General features: G+C 66.2%; 16 protein-coding genes. 5 read left to right on the forward strand and 11 right to left on the reverse strand.

Features of this window, described 5'->3' with window-relative positions; genetic code table 11:
• Nucleotides 1-193 precede the first annotated feature (193 nt).
• Nucleotides 194-1,357, forward strand: a complete 1,164-nt coding sequence (locus FRZ44_RS02525) for an IS4 family transposase (protein ID WP_151175693.1) — start codon at nucleotides 194-196, stop codon at nucleotides 1,355-1,357.
• A gap of 55 nt (nucleotides 1,358-1,412) precedes the next feature.
• Here the strand turns inward: FRZ44_RS02525 and FRZ44_RS02530 are convergent, their stop codons facing one another.
• The 7 genes from FRZ44_RS02530 to FRZ44_RS02560 all read right to left on the reverse strand — a co-directional run bounded on the left by FRZ44_RS02530 (nucleotide 1,413) and on the right by FRZ44_RS02560 (nucleotide 7,603).
• Nucleotides 1,413-1,874, reverse strand: a complete 462-nt coding sequence (locus FRZ44_RS02530) for an NfeD family protein (protein WP_151175694.1) — start codon at nucleotides 1,872-1,874, stop codon at nucleotides 1,413-1,415.
• Nucleotides 1,874-2,818: an SPFH domain-containing protein gene (locus FRZ44_RS02535; RefSeq protein ID WP_225308518.1), complete on the reverse strand. Its 945-nt coding sequence runs from the start codon at nucleotides 2,816-2,818 to the stop codon at nucleotides 1,874-1,876. Before FRZ44_RS02535 ends, FRZ44_RS02530 begins: the two co-directional genes overlap by 1 nt.
• Before the next feature lie 164 nt (nucleotides 2,819-2,982).
• Nucleotides 2,983-4,092, reverse strand: coding sequence for a DNA recombination protein RmuC (locus FRZ44_RS02540; protein ID WP_151175695.1), 1,110 nt, complete (start codon nucleotides 4,090-4,092; stop codon nucleotides 2,983-2,985).
• 114 nt (nucleotides 4,093-4,206) lie between these two features.
• Nucleotides 4,207-5,955: a patatin-like phospholipase domain-containing protein gene (locus tag FRZ44_RS02545; RefSeq protein WP_151175696.1), complete on the reverse strand. Its 1,749-nt coding sequence runs from the start codon at nucleotides 5,953-5,955 to the stop codon at nucleotides 4,207-4,209.
• Between the two features lie 103 nt (nucleotides 5,956-6,058).
• Entirely contained in the window at nucleotides 6,059-6,424 is a 366-nt protein-coding gene (locus tag FRZ44_RS02550) for a hypothetical protein (protein WP_151175697.1), read from the reverse strand.
• Entirely contained in the window at nucleotides 6,425-6,775 is a 351-nt protein-coding gene (locus tag FRZ44_RS02555; RefSeq protein ID WP_151175698.1) for a hypothetical protein, read from the reverse strand.
• A gap of 6 nt (nucleotides 6,776-6,781) precedes the next feature.
• A complete protein-coding gene (locus FRZ44_RS02560; RefSeq protein ID WP_151175699.1) occupies nucleotides 6,782-7,603 on the reverse strand; it encodes an N-acetylmuramoyl-L-alanine amidase in 822 nt (273 codons plus the stop codon).
• Between the two features lie 264 nt (nucleotides 7,604-7,867).
• On the opposite strand from FRZ44_RS02560, the gene def reads away from it, so the two are divergent.
• The 4 genes from def (at nucleotide 7,868) to lepB (ending at nucleotide 11,689) form a co-directional block, all read left to right on the forward strand.
• The gene (def, locus tag FRZ44_RS02565) at nucleotides 7,868-8,404 is read left to right on the forward strand and encodes a peptide deformylase (RefSeq protein WP_151175700.1); all 537 of its coding nucleotides are present in this window, start codon (nucleotides 7,868-7,870) and stop codon (nucleotides 8,402-8,404) included.
• 418 nt (nucleotides 8,405-8,822) lie between these two features.
• Nucleotides 8,823-9,767, forward strand: a complete 945-nt coding sequence (gene fmt / locus FRZ44_RS02570; RefSeq protein WP_151175701.1) for a methionyl-tRNA formyltransferase — start codon at nucleotides 8,823-8,825, stop codon at nucleotides 9,765-9,767.
• A 13-nt stretch (nucleotides 9,768-9,780) separates the two neighbouring features.
• Entirely contained in the window at nucleotides 9,781-10,518 is a 738-nt protein-coding gene (gene truA / locus FRZ44_RS02575) for a tRNA pseudouridine(38-40) synthase TruA (protein WP_151175702.1), read from the forward strand.
• Between the two features lie 259 nt (nucleotides 10,519-10,777).
• Nucleotides 10,778-11,689, forward strand: a complete 912-nt coding sequence (gene lepB / locus FRZ44_RS02580; protein WP_151175703.1) for a signal peptidase I — start codon at nucleotides 10,778-10,780, stop codon at nucleotides 11,687-11,689.
• Nucleotides 11,690-11,728: 39 nt separating this feature from the next.
• On the opposite strand, the gene FRZ44_RS02585 is transcribed toward lepB, so the two are convergent.
• The 4 genes from FRZ44_RS02585 to FRZ44_RS02600 all read right to left on the reverse strand — a co-directional run bounded on the left by FRZ44_RS02585 (nucleotide 11,729) and on the right by FRZ44_RS02600 (nucleotide 16,188).
• Entirely contained in the window at nucleotides 11,729-12,295 is a 567-nt protein-coding gene (locus FRZ44_RS02585) for a hypothetical protein (RefSeq protein WP_151175704.1), read from the reverse strand.
• Between the two features lie 13 nt (nucleotides 12,296-12,308).
• Nucleotides 12,309-13,409, reverse strand: a complete 1,101-nt coding sequence (gene dapE, locus FRZ44_RS02590) for a succinyl-diaminopimelate desuccinylase (RefSeq protein WP_407658046.1) — start codon at nucleotides 13,407-13,409, stop codon at nucleotides 12,309-12,311.
• 65 nt (nucleotides 13,410-13,474) lie between these two features.
• Nucleotides 13,475-14,332 carry a 2,3,4,5-tetrahydropyridine-2,6-dicarboxylate N-succinyltransferase gene (dapD, locus tag FRZ44_RS02595; protein ID WP_151175705.1) on the reverse strand — a complete coding sequence of 286 codons (858 nt, stop codon included), beginning with the start codon at nucleotides 14,330-14,332 and terminating at the stop codon, nucleotides 13,475-13,477.
• 383 nt (nucleotides 14,333-14,715) lie between these two features.
• The gene (locus FRZ44_RS02600) at nucleotides 14,716-16,188 is read right to left on the reverse strand and encodes a catalase (protein WP_151175706.1); all 1,473 of its coding nucleotides are present in this window, start codon (nucleotides 16,186-16,188) and stop codon (nucleotides 14,716-14,718) included.
• Between the last annotated feature and the right edge of the window lie 186 nt (nucleotides 16,189-16,374).

Raw genomic sequence — 16,374 nt, forward strand, 5'->3', positions numbered from 1 at the left:
CAAACTTACCCGATCAGCGGCCCGAGGGCGGAGGGAAAGGTAGGGTGGCTGTTTTCCCTACTTCTCTTTCCTCTCCCCCCGCTACGCGCAGGGCTGTCCGGGGAATGAGTCGATAGGTCGCGGGCGCATGCCCGGTTTTCCGGAGGTTTTCCGGGTACTTTCTGGTTGTCGAGACTCAGAAAGGGAACCGGGCATGCAGTACATGGGTAGCATCTTCGTGAGCCTGCTGAAACCCATCGATCGGCGTCAATTCCGCACGCTGGTGGAGCGCCACGACGGCGATGCCTACGACAAATCCTTCAAGAGCTGGGATCATCTGGTGGCGCTGATCTACGCCCAGCTCAGCCACGCCAAGAGCCTGCGGGGGGTGGAGGCGGGTTTCAACGCCAACTCCCAGCATCACTACCATCTGGGGGTCGGGAAGCTGGTTCGTTCGACCTTGTCGGATGCCAATGCGCGCCGTCCAGTGAGTGTGTTTGCGGGGCTGTTTGGCACGCTTTCCCAGGAGGTGGATCGGCTGGCTCGCCAGGAAGGGAACGAGATGCTGCGTTTGATCGACGCCTCGCCGATTCCGCTGGGCAAGGTCTGCGCCTGGGCGGACTGGAACGGCCGGATCCGCGGCATGAAGATGCATGTCGTCTACGATCCCAAGGCCGATCGCCCCTGCTCGGTCGAGGTCACGCCGGCCACCATCAACGACATCGAGGTGGGCCGGCGCGTGCCGATCGAGGCCGGAGCCACCTATGTCTTCGACAAAGGCTATTGTCGCTACAGTTGGTGGTGCCAGATCGACGCCGCCGAGGCGGTCTTCGTCACGCGCGCGAAGTCCAACATGCGCTTGCGCGCCACCAAGCGGCGCAAGCTCCGGAAGATTGTCGGCGACGGCTTCAGGATCATCGACGACGCCGAGGTCCGCCTCGTCAGTAAGGGCGATTCCAAGCTGGCGATCCGGCTGCGTCGGATCCGGGTCCGGCGCGAAAAAGGCGGCGTCATCACCCTCATCACCAACGATATGACCCGCTCGGCCGTGGAAATCGCCACCCTCTACAAGACCCGGTGGCAGATCGAGCTGCTGTTCCGCTGGATCAAGCAGCATCTCGATATTCGCAAGTTCCTTGGCAACAACGAAAATGCCATCCGGCTGCAGGTCCTCGCCGCCATGATCGCCTATCTGCTCCTGCGCATCGGCGCGCGCCTCCACAGCGTGAAAATCCCCCTCCTGCGACTGGCCGAACTCGTCGGCCAGTCGCTCTTTACCAGGAAAACCTTCCACCGTATCGATCGCCCGCCGCCCGTCAATCCAAGCAAGCCATCTCCCAAAGTCCCAGCCAACCAGATGGCGTTCTGTTATGCATGAGTTTCCCCGGACAGCCCTGCCCGCTTCGCGGGCGGAGAGGAAAGATGCAGTTCCCCTACGCCGCCTCCACCTTCAGCGTCGTGCCTTGCACCGCCACCACGCGCACGCGGGAGCCCTTCGGCAGGTCCGGGCCCTCGGCGCGCCAGACGGTGTCGGCGACCCGGACCGCGCCGCGGCCGGTGTGGATCGCCTCGGCCAGCACATAGACCTGGCCGATCAGCGCCTCGCCGCGCCGGTTGAGGCCGCTGTCGTCGGTCTTGATCGGATGGCGCTTGAGCCAGGCGCGGCCGGCGAAGACGGACACGCTGGCGAGGATCACGAAGATCAGCACCTGCAGCTGCCAGCCGAGATCGGGCATGATCACCAGCAGCAGCCCCACCACGGCGGCGGCGATGCCGAGCCAGAGGAAGAAGGTTCCCGGCGCCAGCACCTCGAGCAGGATCAGCAGGACCGCGAGGACCCACCAATGCCAGAACTCGACATTGCCTTGAAGGAAGGCCGTTATTTCTTCTCCCATTATTTCTTCTCCCAGGGGCCCGCACCCTGCTTGGCCAAAGCTTGCTTGGCCAGCTCGGCGATGCCGCCGATGGCGCCGATCACGCCCGAGGCTTCGAGCGGCATCAGCACCAGCTTCTGGTTGGGCGAATCGGCGAACTTGCTGATCGCGTCCACATAGCGCTGCGCGATGAAGTAGTTGATCGCATTCACGTCGCCCTTGGTGATGGCCTCGGAGACCATCTGCGTCGCCTTGGCTTCGGCCTCGGCGGAGCGCTCGCGCGCCTCGGAATCGCGGAAGGCGGCCTCGCGCCGGCCCTCGGCCTGCAGGATCGCCGCCTGCTTTTCGCCCTCGGCCCGCAGCACCTGGGCCTGCTTCAGACCCTCGGCCTCGAGCACGGCCGCGCGCTTGTCGCGTTCGGCCTTCATCTGGCGGCCCATCGATTCCACCAGATCGCGCGGCGGCGCGATGTCCTTGATCTCGATGCGCGTGACCTTGAGGCCCCAGGGATGGGTCGCCTCGTCCACCACATGGAGCAGCTGGAGGTTGATCTTGTCGCGCTGCGACAGCAGCTCGTCCAGATCCATCGAGCCCATCACGGTGCGGATGTTGGTCATGGTCAAATTGAGGATCGCGATCTGGAGCTGGCGGACCTCATAGGCGGCCTTGGCCGCGTCCAGCACCTGGTAGAACACGACGCCGTCGACGCTCACCATGGCGTTGTCCTTGGTGATGATCTCCTGCGTCGGCACGTCGAGCACCGTCTCCATCATGCTCATTTTCGAGCCGATGCGATCGACGACCGGCATGATGAGATTGAGGCCGGGTCGCAGCGTGCGGGTGTAGCGCCCGAACCGCTCGACCGTCCATTCGCTGCCCTGCGGCACCGATTTCACGCCGGCGAAGATCAACAGGATCGCCAGCACCGCCAGCACGATCACGAAGACTGAACTACCCACCATCATGGTCCGTTCCCCGCCTTTATTTTCTTTCGGCCTGGCCCACACCCCAAGCCGCCGGTGTCTTGACGCCCGTCGCCGTTAACGTTTATGGCCACCGCTGGTCTTGTCCAGGACCCCACCAACAAGCCCTGGAGGTCAACCGGAGGTGGCACCGAGGCATATGGCCCCTACCGTTTTGCAATCAAGATATCGGGCGCCGGCAGAGAAGTCGCCGGCGCGGCCGTGCCGCCTTCCTCGATCTCCACTTCCTTGATGCGCTCGCCGCGGCGCTGGATCTGATCGGTCGATTTGACGATGTCCTGCAGATCCTTGCCGGCCTGCTCGTGATGCGTCTGCAGCTTGCCGACGCGCTCGCCGAGCCGCCGCACATCCTCGAGCAGCAATCCTACGGTGCGCTGGATCTCGTGCGCCTGCTCGCGCATGCGCACGTCGCGCAGGACCGCGCGGATCGTGGTGAGGAGCGCCATCAGGGTGCTGGGCGAGGCGATCGAGACGCGCCGGCGCAGCGATTCCTCGACCAGGCCGGAGAAGCCGCTATGAAGCTCGGCATAGACCGCCTCGCTGGGCAGGAACATCACCGCCCAGTCGGCGGTCTCGCCGGGCAGGATATATCTCTCGGCGATGGCGATCACATGGTTGCGCACGGTGGTGTGGAAGTCGCGCTGCGCGAGCTTGACCGCGGCCTCGTCCTTGGCCTCGCGCAGCGCGCGATAGGCCTCGAGCGGGAACTTCGAATCGATGGCGATCGAGCCCGGCGGGTTCGGCAGCTTCAGCAGGCAGTCGACGCGCCGGCTGTTGGACAGCGTCGCCTGGAATTCGTAGTTCGCCGCCGGCAGCGCGTCGCGCACCAGCCCCTCGAGCTGGACCTCGCCGAAGGCGCCGCGCGCCTGCTTGTTGGAGAGGATGTCCTGGAGCCCGACCACCTGGGTCGAAAGCTCGACGATGTTCTTCTGCGCGGCGTCGATGACGGCGAGCCGCTCCTTGAGCTCGGTCAGCGAGGCCTGCGCCTGGGTCGAGGATTCCTGGAGGCGCAATCCCACCCGGTCGCCGAGCTGGGCCAGGCGCTGCTCGACGGCGGCGGCCAAGGCCCGCTCCTGTGCCTGCAGCCCTTCGGCGAGGCGCGCCTGGGCCTCGCTCTGGGCCCGCGCCATCTGGTCGAAGCGGCCGGTGAGTTCGGCCATCTGCGTGGCCTCGCTGCCCGAGCGGCGCAGCAGCAGGAAACCCAGCCCCAGCGCCAGCAGCAGCGCCAGGCCGGCGAGGATCAAGGTCAGGTCCATGGGGGGAGAAAGTCCAAAAACGGCATGGGGCGGAGCCTAGCACGGGCCCGGCCCCGGCCGAAGCCCGGCGCCGCCTGCGGGTCTCCGATTCGGGCCCGGCCCCCGATTCGCCGCTCAGGGCGGAATGTGACCGCGCGCTTTCAGATCGGCGACGGCCTTGTCCTTGATCATGCCCAGGGCCCAGCTTCGCAGGCCCATCGACCAGGCGGCGTTCGCCACCTGGCGCAGCACCCAGCTGGAGATCTGGGTATCGATCAGCCGGTCGACCACGGCGTCGGCACGCTCGCGGGCGTGCTGCATCAGCGTATCGACGATGCCCGGTTCGAGCGACGGCCAGGCGGGCGCGGGGACCTCGAGATTGGCCGTGCCCAGCAAGGGGATGATCGGATGGTAGGTCGTGCCCTTGCCGTCCTTGGTCTGGAACCGTGCCTTGGCGGGCGCGGTCCAATCGCCGCCGGCCACGAGCGGATTCTCCGGGGGCAGGCAGAAGCTGTGGCGCAGGAACCATTGGCAGTTGCGCCGGCCGAGCTGATAGTCGTGCGCGCGCAGCCGGCGATCGAGAAAGCCGCCGAAACCGCCGAGCAGGCCGCAGGCGATGGCGCGTTCGCCGCTGACCGACGCCGTGGCGTTGCCGCGCTCCGGCTGGATCATGAAGCGGCTGAAGCGATCCTCGTCGGCGGCGGCGACCAGTTCCTCGAGCTTGAAGCGCGCCTGCTGAGTCAGGGTCGGCACCAGCTTCTTCAGCACCCAGACGAGCGAATTGTCCTGCTTCTCGTCGAAGTCGAAGGCCGGCGCCTCGGGAAAGGGATCGATCATGAGGATCGCGCGATCGGCCTTCGCTCCCTTGCTTTCGTTATGGACCGATTGGGTCGGATCCTGCAGCAAGGTCCAGTGGGCGAACTCGAACGGCTCGTTGTTGATCATGCCGCCGTCGACATTGGCGAAGCCGTAAGTGGCCCCGACCGGCGTCTTCGGAAAGGCGGGCAGGATCCGGGTGAGGGCGGGTCGCTCGATCGGCCATTGAAGGTTGGCGATATCGGCGCTCGGCCGGCTGAGCAGGCGGGCCTTGAGGCCGATCGGAAAGGCGCTGGTGGCGAGGGCCGCCTGGCCGAACTCGACCCAGGCCGGCGGCAGGGCACCGCCGTGAAAGAGTTCGCCGATGTCCAGCGTGGTGGCGGGGTCCTGGTCGGCCCAGACGCTCGACATGACGGCCGCGCCGACGTTGGAGAGAGCGAAATGGACCCGGTCGCCATGAAGCTGGATGACATGGAGGTCGGAAATCGCCTCGCCGCGCGCGTCGGTGCCGCTGAAGGCGACCCCGTAGGGGACGCCGTGAAGATTGCTGACGGTCAGGAACAGATGCAGCTTCGATCCGATCCAGGGATGGGGCGCCGCTTGGCCACCACTGCGTGGCTGCAGCGCTTCGGCGCAGACCTCGTCCAGGATCGTGGTGTCGAGGGCGGAGCAGACCGGCGCCTTCGAATCCGCGAGATCGCGCAAGCCCAGGAGACCGCCCTTGGGGTCCTCGAACAGTGTCGGCCGCTCGACCCAGGCGCGGTAAAGTGCCGGAAGCGTGTAGAGATTGGGATTGGGCGCCGTGCCTCCGGGCGGCATCGCGCCTGCCGGCCGGGTCACCGGCTTGATGCCGTCGGCCAACGCCACCGGCAGGAGTGCGGTGATGATACCGCCGGCGGAGGCGCCGCTCATGACGGTGATCGCCGTGCGGTGCTGGGGGATGTCCGCCTGCCCGCGGACCTTTTCCCATTCGCTCAGCGCCTCGCAGAGAAAATCCACCACCCCCGCGGTATAGGCGCCGGCCGAGATCGCACCGGCCATCGACAGGCCGACCTGGAACTGAGCCAAGACCTCTCCTTTGCCGGCGCCGGGCCTTCTGCCGCCGGTCCCCCTGGAACGCCTTCGGCAAGCTCAGCCGTCCGCAACCGGCCGCAATATTTTCAATGCGATATCAGCCGTTCGCCTGGTCGCCCGCCTTGGCCTGCTGTGCGTCTGCCTGGTTCTGGAGCCCCTTGCCGATCGCGTAGGAGCCGCCGCTGATGCCGAGCAGGACGAGCACGCCGGAGTTCACTGCGGGGAAGGCGGCGCCCTCGGCGCCGCAGACGGCGCGCAGGGTCATATAGATCAAGCCCCCCGCAATGACGAAGGTGAAGATCAGGAACTGAAAGCGGGACATGCTGGCATAGCCCTTCTCGTCCGCGATCAGATATTGGAGATCGATTTTATTGGTGTAGATCTTCCACAAGACGATCAACGCCAGGAGACCCAGGAAGACGGCGATGATCCAACCGATCAGGGTCGCGTAGGTGAATTCCATCTAACTCTCCCTTGTTGCTCGGTCCCCCACTGACCGGACGAGCTTGAAGAAGCTCCAGAACTTGTCGCCGAGATGAATCAGGTTGCTGCCGCCGACAACGGCCAGAATGGATTCATTGGGCACGGGCAGGGCGTGGTCCTTGGCCGCGACGATGGCCTGCACGTAGAACGCCGCGGCCAGGAGCGTCGACAGGAGGAGCTGCAGCCGGCTGGGGCTGAACTCCCCCGTGATCTTGTTGTGGAGGAGTCCCCGCATGATGATGACGCCGGTGATGAGCTTCCAGAACACGGCGACGGCGAGCCCTGCCGCAATGGCGATCATCTCGACGCGAATGAGGTCGCCCGCGGTCATTCTGCTTCAGCTCGTCAGATAGCCGCCATGCGCCCAGCCGACCAGCGTGTTTCCATCGGCCAGCGTCGCGCGCACATGCCGCCAGACGCCGTTCTCCGCGTCGACATCGACGGCAGTGCCGGTCGGCAGCGGGCTGCCGGCCACGGGCGCGAAGTTCAGGCCCGGTCCGCTGCGGACATTGAGGGCGCTGGTGGTCCGGAAGGCCGGCGCCGTGTCGCCCCCGCCCCGGCCCAGCAGGCGCGCTTTGAAGCTGGCCATCGGGAAAGCCGGTCCGGGGTCGCGCTTGCGATGGGGGGCGATGTCCTCATGGCCGACGATGTCGGCAATGCTGGAATAGGCGCCGAGAATGGCGAGGCCGGCCTTCATCGCCGCCTCGATCTGCGGCTCGGTGTAGCAGTGCCAGCCCGTCACCCCGCCGCCATGCTTGTGCTCCGCCTCCATGACCTCGGCCGCAGGAATGACGGCGCCGAACCAGGCGCGCCATTCGCCGCCCTGCCGCTGGAGCTCGCCGGCATTGTCGAGCTCGATGCCGATCGAGAAGCTGTTGCAGCCATTGCGGCCCATCCAGCTGCTCTGGCCGGCATGCCAGGCGACCCTGTTGAAGGGCACCAGTTGCGCGATCCGCCCGTCGCGCCCGATCACCAGGTGAGCGGAGGCCTTGGCGGCGGGATCGGAAAGCCAGCTGACCGAGGATTCGAAGCTGCGCCCCGCGGTGAAATGCATCACCAGCAGCGTGGGTTGCGACAGAACCGAACCATGATTGGGCGAGTTGGCGGGACCTGGCGCCGTGCCGGCGTCGTCCCGCAGAAGGTGATTTACGACCTGCATGGCGTGCTCCCCCGACGCTATGGCCGCAATCTCATCGCGATATAGCTAACGCCAGTTGGCGGAGGCTCTCAAGGAATGGGTTCATTGGCCCTGGAACCAGCCCTTTTGCGGCCGCGAAGCGCGGTACGGTGACGCGCGCCTAAAGCGCTGCAGAATCAGGTGGCTCCGGGGATTCCCGCGATGCACCGCGACCTTGACGCGGCGGGTCCAGCCCCATACCTAAGGGGGGTATTTTGATCGCAAGGAAAGCTTCCTGCGGACGCCATGGCCCTGCTTCCGATTATCGTCGCCCCCGATCCCCGCCTGACCCAGAAGGCCGCTCCCGTCGCCAAGGTCGATGCGCGCATCCGCAAGCTCATGGATGACATGCTGGAGACGATGTATATCGCGCCCGGCATCGGGCTGGCCGCCCCCCAGGTGGGCGTGCTGGAGCGCGTGATCGTGCTCGATCTCGCCCATGAGGGCGAAGCGCCGCGGCCGCTGCGGATGGCCAATCCCGAGCTGCTCTGGGTCTCCGACGACGACGCGGTCTATAACGAGGGCTGCCTCTCGGTGCCGGAGCACTACGCCGACGTGACGCGGCCGGCGAAGATCAAGGTTCGCTATCTCGACGAGAACAACAAGACGGTCGAGATGGAGGCAGAGGGCCTGCTCGCGACCTGCATCCAGCATGAGATGGACCATCTCGAGGGCATCCTCTTCATCGACCATCTGACCGCCCTCAAGCGCAACATCATCCTGCGCAAGCTCCTCAAGGCGAAGAAGGCCCCGCCGGCCCCCACCCGCGATCACGTGCTCTGACGGCCGTGCGGGGGGCGGGGAAGACGAGCAGGGTTAGGGATTGCTTCAGAAGAAGCGAAGCGACAGACGTCCCTCCTTCGTCTCCCCGGCCTTCGAGCGTGTGAAGAAATCGAATGATGCCGTAAGAGGTGTCAGAAATACTCTCGCCCCCTCCCCTTGCGGGAGGGGGTAGGGGGAGGGGGACGGGGCACGATGACGGCCATACTTACGATCGATCAGCACCCTGAAAGCAGCAGGCCCGGGCCAAGCTGCGGACGGGTGAACACGAGGAGACCGGGTGCGACAGCTTTTGCCATGACCTCGTGCGGCATCACCCCTCCCCCTACCCCCTCCCGCAAGGGGAGGGGGCGTGGAGTTTCTATGCATCGCTCGATTCTTTCACACGCTCCTTCGCCGGCATGACGAGAGAGGCATCCCCATGACCCCGCTCAAGCTCGCCTTCATGGGCACGCCCGACTTCGCCTGTCCGGCGCTCGATGCGCTGATCTCGGCGGGGCATCAGATCGCGGCGGTCTACAGCCAGCCGCCGCGGCCCGCGGGCCGCGGCCAGCATGACCAGCCCTCGCCGGTGCAGCACCTGGCCGAGCATCACGGGCTCGAGCTCCGCACGCCGGCCAGGCTCAGAAGCGAATCCGAGCAGGCGGCGTTCCAGGCGCTGGGGCTCGACGCGGCCGTGGTGGTGGCCTATGGGCTGATCCTGCCGAAGCCGATCCTGGAGGCGCCGCGTCTCGGCTGCCTCAACATCCACGCCTCGATCCTGCCGCGCTGGCGGGGTGCTGCGCCGATCCAGCGCGCGATCCTGGCCGGCGACGAAGAGACCGGCATCAGCATCATGCAGATGGATGAGGGGCTCGATACCGGCGGGATCCTGACCCAGGAGCGCATCGAGATCGAGCGCGAGGACACGGCGGCGACCTTGCATGACCGGCTCTCGCTGCTGGGGGCACGGCTCATTCTCGAAGCGCTCGAGGGCCTCGCCGCCGGCCGTCTCGAGGCCAGGCCGCAGCCGGCCGAGGGCGTCACTTATGCGGCCAAGCTCGAGCGCACCGAAGCGCGCATCCATTGGCAGGAGACGGCGCCGCTCCTTCACCGCCGCCTGCGCGCCTTCACGCCCTGGCCCGGCCTCTGGTTCGAGGCCAAGGGCGAGCGGCTGCGCGTGATCGAGGCGCGGCCCTTGCTGGTGACGACGGCCGCCGCGCCGGGCACGGTGCTGCCGAGCAATCTCGCCACGGCTCTCTCGGTCGCCTGCGGCGAAGGCACCGTGCTGTCGCTGGAGCAGCTGCAACGGCCGGGCAAGAAGCCGGTCGGCGCGGCCGATTTCCTACGCGGCTTCCCGCTCGATGCGGGGATGGTCCTGCCCTGATAGACTCCGCCCCATGACGCGCTACAAGCTCACGCTCGAATATGACGGCGGGCCCTTCGTGGGCTGGCAGCGCCAGTCCAACGGGCTCTCGGTGCAGGAGGCGCTGGAGGAGGCGATCTTCGCCTTCTGCGGCGAGCGGGCGAGCCTGTTCGCGGCGGGCCGCACCGATGCCGGCGTCCACGCGCGCGGGCAGGTGGCCCATGTCGATCTCGAGCGCGAGGCCGATCCGGACACGGTGCGCAAGGCGATCAACTTCCATGTGAAGCCGCACCCGGTCTCGGTGCTGGCGGCCGAGCCGGTCGACGGCGAGTTTCATGCCCGCTTCTCGGCGAAATGGCGCGCCTACCGCTACGGCATCCTCAACCGCCGTTCGCCGCTGACGATCGATCGCGGCCATGTCTGGCTGGTGAACGCGCCGCTCGATGTCGAGGCGATGCGGGAAGGCGCGCGCCGTCTGCTCGGCCATCATGACTTCACCAGCTTCCGCAGCTCGATCTGCCAGGCGGCCTCGCCGATGAAAACGCTCGACATCCTCGAGGTCGAGCGCAGCGGCGAGGCGATCGAGATCCGCGCCCGCGCGCGTTCCTTCCTGCACCACCAGGTCCGCAATATGGTGGGCACGCTGAAGCTGGTGGGCGAGGGCAAATGGACGCCCGGCGATGTCGCGAAGGCCCTCGCCGCCAAAGACCGCAGCGCCGCCGGGCCCACGGCACCGCCGGACGGGCTCTATCTGATGGAAGTGGGGTATTGATCTCCATTCTTGTCCCTTCCCCCGCTTGCGGGGGAAGGTTAGGAAGGGAGCTGCGCGATCGAGTTTACCCCCTCCCTAGCCCTCCCCCGAAGGCGGGGGAGGGAATTAAAAGAGACATCAATACCCGCCATGTCCCTCCACACCCTCCTCATCTTCGCCGCAACCTATGCCCTGGTTTGCGCGTTCCCCCGCCCGACAGTCACCGCGCTCGTGGCGCGCGTGATGGGCTGATGCGCGGGCGCCAAGGGAGATCTGATTCTTGAACGCGATCGTCAAACCCCGCCGGCCCTGGTTGGCGGTGCTTCTATCCCTGATCACGCCCGGATTGGGCCAGCTCTATTGCCGGCGTCCGATGCGCGCGGCCGCCTGGTATCTCGTCGGCGCGGGCGGGGGCTTCACCGTCTATTACCTGATGAGCCAGGGCATCCTGGCTCCGACCCTCGCGGTCCAGTGGGTCTTCTATGTGACGGTCGCGGTTTTCTTCGTCGCCATGCTGGCCGACGCCTGGCTTCTGGCGAAGCGGATGGGTGCCGTCACGCTGGCCTGGTATAATCGCTGGTACGTCTATCTTCTCATTCCTCTCAGCCTGAACCTCGCCAGCCTTGCGCTGCCGCCGAAGCCGACCTTCGAGCATTTCTCCATGCCGTCGGCCTCGATGAATCCGACGCTCGTCGTCGGCGACATGTTCACGGTCGCGACCTCGGTCTACAAGAATTCGCCACCCCGGCCGGGCGACGTCGTCGTGGTGAGGAAAGAGGAGGGCGGGCGGAGCTTCGTCAAGCGGGTCGTCGCCGTTGCGGGCGACCGCGTCCAGATGAAGGACGGCCGGCTTTATATCAACGGGGCGATGGTGGAGCGCGAGAAGCTGGGCGACTACAACGATCCGGGAAACGGGACCGGCTCGGCGGTTCTCACGCTCTATCGCGAAACCCTGCCGAATGGCCGCAGCTATCAGATCGCCGAGCTGTCCGACAAGGAATTCTTCGACAACACGCCGGAGTTCCAGGTGCCGCCCGACCATATCTTCGTGCTCGGCGACAATCGCGACAGCAGCATGGACAGCCGCGCGCCGGGCGAGTTCGGCTTCATCGCGCTCGCTCATGTGGAGGGCCGTGTCGCCAAGATCACGGGGTCGCTGGACTCCAGCCGGATCGGGATCGAAGTCCAATAGCGCTCGCCCCGGGCTCGGCGCGACCTTCTCTCGCCGCCCTCAGATCAGCGCGAACGCGATCTGCGACAGGATCAGCATGATGACCAACTGCAGGACCGACAATCCGGCCGAGAGGGGCATGCTGACGTTGAGCGCCACCCGGGCGACGAACCAGGCATAGACGAACAGAAGCACCAGCTGCGCGAAGAACAGGAGATTGACCAGGCCATCGGGCAGGATGCCCAACCAGAGCAGCAAGGCGAGGAGGAGGGAGAGCGGGCTGATGACGGCAGAGGTCCAGTTCGAGACCGCGATATACCCCAGGACTTCGCGCTCGCGGCCCAGGAGCGGCGCCAGCCCCAGCATGAGGAACGGAAAGATGGCCCAGCCGATCGCGTAGGTCGTGATCTCCGCGCCCAGGATCTGCCAGAGCGGCGCCGTCGATTGCGACAGATGCGCCAGGATGCCGAAATTGATCAGATCGAGCGGATAGAGCAGCGGCGCCAGCAGGAAGGAGCGCCAGGCGCCCGTGGGGCTGCGGTTGATCCAGTCGAGGCCGCGCCGGTCGCCCAGCAACAGCCGCCAAGCGCCATAGGCGCCATGCAGAACCTCGTCGCGGGTCAGCATGAGCGGTAGGGCATCAGGGGGCCGGGAAGTAACCCTCGAGCACGCCCTCATAGATGCGCGTCAGCGTCTCGAGATCCTGGACCGGCACGCGCTCGTCGACCTTGTGCATGGTGCTGCCCGCCAGGCCGAACTCCGCGACCGGGCAGAAATCCTTGATGAAGCGCGCGTCGGAGGTGCCGCCCGTGGTGCTGAGCTCGGGCGTCAGGCCGGTCTCGCGCGCGACCGCCCTGGCGATCAGGTCGGAGAGCGGGCCCGGCGGCGTCAGGAAGGATTCGCCGCTGACATGGATGCGCAGCTCGTAATTTGCGCCCGAGCCGGTGCAGACCGCCCGCAGCCAGTGCTCGATCGAGGCCGAGCTGTGGCGGTCGTTGAAGCGGATATTGAAGACCGCGCGCGCTTCGGCCGGGATCACGTTGGTCGCGGGATTGCCGACATCGACCGAGACGATCTGCAGGGTCGAGGGTTGAAAATGCTCGCTGCCCTTGTCCAAAGGCTCCGCGATCAACCTGTTCAGGATGCCGACCAGGCGATGGACCGGATTGTCGGCCAGGTGCGGATAGGCCGAATGGCCCTGCACGCCCTTGACCGTCAGCCAGCCGCTCATGCTGCCGCGCCGGCCGATCTTGATCATCTGTCCCAGCCGCTCGGGATTGGTGGGCTCGCCGACGATGCAGGCATCGAGCGTTTCGCCGCGTTCCTTGAGCCAGCCCAGCACCGGCTTGGTACCGTTGACCGAAGGTCCTTCCTCGTCGCCGGTGATGAGGAGGCTGATCGAGCCATCGAGCCGGCTCTTGCGCTTCGCCAGGAAGCGCGAGGCGGCGGCAGCAAAGGCGCCGATCGCGCCCTTCATGTCGGCGGCACCCCGGCCGATCAGCTCGCCATCGATGACGGCCGCGTCATAGGGATCGACGCGCCAATGATCCTTGTTGCCGTGCGGCACGACGTCGGTATGGCCGGCGAAGCAGAAATTGCGGCCGCTCTTGCCGAAGCGGGCATAGAGATTCTCGACGCGCGGGCTGTCGTTCAGCGCGAAGGGCAGGCGATGGCAATCGAAGCCGAGCGGCGTCAGCGCCGCCTCGAGCACGCTCAGGGCGCCCGCATCGGCCGGCGTCACGCTGGGGCAGCGGATCAGGGCCTGGGTGAGCGCGAGCGGGTCGAGGGGTGCCGGTGTCGTCAGGATCAGTCTCGCAGCAGCTCGTTGATCGAGGTCTTGGAGCGGGTCTTCTCGTCGACGCGCTTCACGATCACCGCGCAATAGAGGCCGGGGCCGGGCTCGCCATTGGGCATCGGCTTGCCGGGCAGGGTGCCGGAGACCACGACCGAATAGGCCGGCACGCGGCCATAGAGCACCTGGCCCGTGGCGCGATCGACGATCTTGGTCGAGGCGCCGAGATAGACGCCCATCGAGAGCACCGAGCCCTCCTCGACCACGACACCCTCCGCCACCTCGGCGCGGGCGCCGATGAAGCAGTTGTCCTCGATCACGACGGGTCCGGCCTGGAGCGGCTCGAGCACGCCGCCGATGCCGGCGCCGCCCGAGATATGGCAGTTCTTGCCGATCTGCGCGCAGGAGCCGACCGTGGCCCAGGTGTCGATCATGGTGCCGCTGTCGACCCTGGCACCGACATTGACGAAGCTCGGCATCAGCACCACGCCCTTGGCGATGAAGGCCGAGCGGCGTACCACCGCGGTCGGCACGGCGCGAAAGCCCGCTTCCTTGAATCGGTTCTCGCCCCAGCCGGCGAACTTGGACGGCACCTTGTCGTACCAGGCCGACTGACCGTGACCGGGGAAGTCGCCGCCGCCGGGGATGGGCGCGGAATCGGTGATGCGGAAGGAGAGCAGCACGGCCTTTTTTAGCCATTGATGGGTGACCCAGGCGCCGTCGCGCTTCTCGGCCACGCGCAGCTCGCCGCTGTCGAGCTTCTCCAGCGTCGCCTCGATCGCCTCGCGGGTGCCTCCGGCCGTGGTCGGGGTCAGGCTCTCGCGGCGCTCCCAGGCGGCGTCGATGGCGGCTTGGAGCTGTTCGGTGGGCATCGGGAAGGTCCGTCCTTCAAGGATAGGGGGCCCGTGGGCCGCGAAAACGGCCCCGAAGATGGGGCAGCGCCGCTCGGCCTGTCAACCTGGCAACCTCTCTTTCCTCTCCGCCCGCGCAGCGGGAGGAGAGGGATGCGAAGGCTTAGTCGGAGCGAAGCGGAGACTTAGCCGGAGCTGGGAGAGGTGGGCCACTTCCTGCGCATATCACCCTCTCCCAGCTTCGGCTAGGGCTCGACTTCGTCTCGCCCAAGCCTGCGCAACCCTCCCCCTCATGAATGAGGGGGAGGAAAGAAATGCAGGTGCTCAAGACCAAAAATGGAAACGGCGGGCGATCCAGGCCGGACCGCTCGCCGTTCGTTGTCGTCGGGCCGTTTCTCCGAGGTCTATTCGGCGGCGCTCTTCTTGCCCGTGAGCCCCAGCCGCTGGGCCACGCCCTCGCCATAGCGCGGGTCGGCCTTGGTGAAATGCTCGATCTGCCGGCGCTGGATCGCCTCCGGCACGGTCTGCATGGCGCCCGCGATATTGTCCATGAGCGCCTTGCGCTGGGCCTCGGTCATGAGGCGGAACAAGGCCCCCGGCTGGCTGTAATCGTCGTTGCCGATACGATGATTGTAACGATCGGCATCGCCCGAGATCTTGAGCGGCGGCTCCTTCACCGACGGGTCCTCGACCGGCCCGCCGAAGGAGTTGGGTTCGTAATTGACCGAGCCGCCGCCATTCTCGTCGAAGCGCATCTGGCCGTCGCGGTGATAGCTGTGGACCGGCACGCGCGGCCGGTTGACCGGCAGGCTGTCATGATTGATGCCGAGCCGGTAACGATGCGCGTCGGCATAGGAGAAGATGCGGAACTGCAGCATCTTGTCGGGGCTGTGGCTGATGCCCGGCACGACATTGGCCGGCGAGAAGCCCGACTGCTCGACCTCCGCATGGTAGTTCTCCGGATTCCGGTTGAGCTCCATCACGCCCACTTCGATCAGCGGATAGTCCTTGTGCGGCCACACCTTGGTGAGGTCGAAGGGGTTGTAGGGCGTCTTCTCGGCGTCGGCCTCGGGCATGATCTGTACCTCGACCCGCCATTTCGGGAAGTCCTTGCGCTCGATCGCCTCGAACAGGTCGCGCTGGTTGGATTCGCGGTCGTTGGCGATGATCGCCGCCGCTTCCTCGTTGGTCAGGTTCTGGATGCCTTGCAGCGTCTTGAAATGGAATTTGACCCAGTGACGTTCGTTCCTGGCGTTGATGAAGCTGTAGGTGTGCGAGCCGAAGCCATGCACATGGCGCAGGCTCTTCGGGATGCCGCGGTCGGAGAACAGGATCGTGACCTGATGCAGGCTCTCCGGGCTCAAGGACCAGAAATCCCACATCGCCGTCGGGTTGCGCAGGTTGGTCTTGGGGTCGCGCTTCTGGGTCCGGATGAAATCCGGGAACTTGAAGGGGTCGCGCACGAAGAAGACCGGCGTGTTGTTGCCGACCAGATCCCAATTGCCTTCGTCGGTATAGAATTTCAGCGCGAAGCCGCGCACGTCGCGCTCGGCGTCGGCGGCCCCGCGCTCGCCGGCGACGGTCGAGAAGCGCAGGAACATCGGCGTTTCCTTGCCGACCTGGGCGAAGATCCTGGCCTTGGTGTAGCGGGTGATGTCCTTGGTCACTTTGAAGGTGCCGTAGGCGGCCGAACCCTTGGCATGGACGACGCGCTCGGGGATCCGCTCGCGATTGAAATGGGCATGCTTCTCGAACAGCTGCCAGTCCTGCACCAACAGGGGCCCGCGCGGACCCGCGGTGAGGCTGTTCTGATTGTCGGGGACCGGAATGCCGGCGCCGGTGGTCAGGGTCGGGGGCTTCGTGGGTGTTTTCGCCATGGGATTTTGCCTCTCCAGAGGGGGACCGAAGGGAGCGTTCGGGGAAAATCTAGAAGGCCGTCCCCGGCGGCACCTAGGACTATGGTTTAAGGCCTGCCCGACCATTGCAGAAACCGATTGTTCCGATTTCTTTGATCGTTCCCTTCGATCAATCGCGGCAAGCCGGGTTCGGCGGCAAAGCCTCCG

It is taken from the genome of Hypericibacter terrae, from assembly GCF_008728855.1.
In the GTDB taxonomy this organism is placed as follows: Bacteria; Pseudomonadota; Alphaproteobacteria; order Dongiales; family Dongiaceae; genus Hypericibacter; species Hypericibacter terrae.

Bases quoted from the DNA above. Each gene is read 5' to 3' on its own strand.
- FRZ44_RS02525 (WP_151175693.1), top strand. From the start codon at position 194: ATGCAGTACATGGGTAGCATCTTCGTGAGCCTGCTGAAACCCATCGAT.
- FRZ44_RS02530 (WP_151175694.1), bottom strand. From the start codon at position 1,874: ATGGGAGAAGAAATAACGGCCTTCCTTCAAGGCAATGTCGAGTTCTGG.
- FRZ44_RS02535 (WP_225308518.1), bottom strand. From the start codon at position 2,818: ATGATGGTGGGTAGTTCAGTCTTCGTGATCGTGCTGGCGGTGCTGGCG.
- FRZ44_RS02540 (WP_151175695.1), bottom strand. From the start codon at position 4,092: ATGGACCTGACCTTGATCCTCGCCGGCCTGGCGCTGCTGCTGGCGCTG.
- FRZ44_RS02550 (WP_151175697.1), bottom strand. From the start codon at position 6,424: ATGGAATTCACCTACGCGACCCTGATCGGTTGGATCATCGCCGTCTTC.
- FRZ44_RS02555 (WP_151175698.1), bottom strand. From the start codon at position 6,775: ATGACCGCGGGCGACCTCATTCGCGTCGAGATGATCGCCATTGCGGCA.
- FRZ44_RS02560 (WP_151175699.1), bottom strand. From the start codon at position 7,603: ATGCAGGTCGTAAATCACCTTCTGCGGGACGACGCCGGCACGGCGCCA.
- def (WP_151175700.1), top strand. From the start codon at position 7,868: ATGGCCCTGCTTCCGATTATCGTCGCCCCCGATCCCCGCCTGACCCAG.
- fmt (WP_151175701.1), top strand. From the start codon at position 8,823: ATGACCCCGCTCAAGCTCGCCTTCATGGGCACGCCCGACTTCGCCTGT.
- truA (WP_151175702.1), top strand. From the start codon at position 9,781: ATGACGCGCTACAAGCTCACGCTCGAATATGACGGCGGGCCCTTCGTG.
- FRZ44_RS02585 (WP_151175704.1), bottom strand. From the start codon at position 12,295: ATGCTGACCCGCGACGAGGTTCTGCATGGCGCCTATGGCGCTTGGCGG.
- dapD (WP_151175705.1), bottom strand. From the start codon at position 14,332: ATGCCCACCGAACAGCTCCAAGCCGCCATCGACGCCGCCTGGGAGCGC.
- FRZ44_RS02600 (WP_151175706.1), bottom strand. From the start codon at position 16,188: ATGGCGAAAACACCCACGAAGCCCCCGACCCTGACCACCGGCGCCGGC.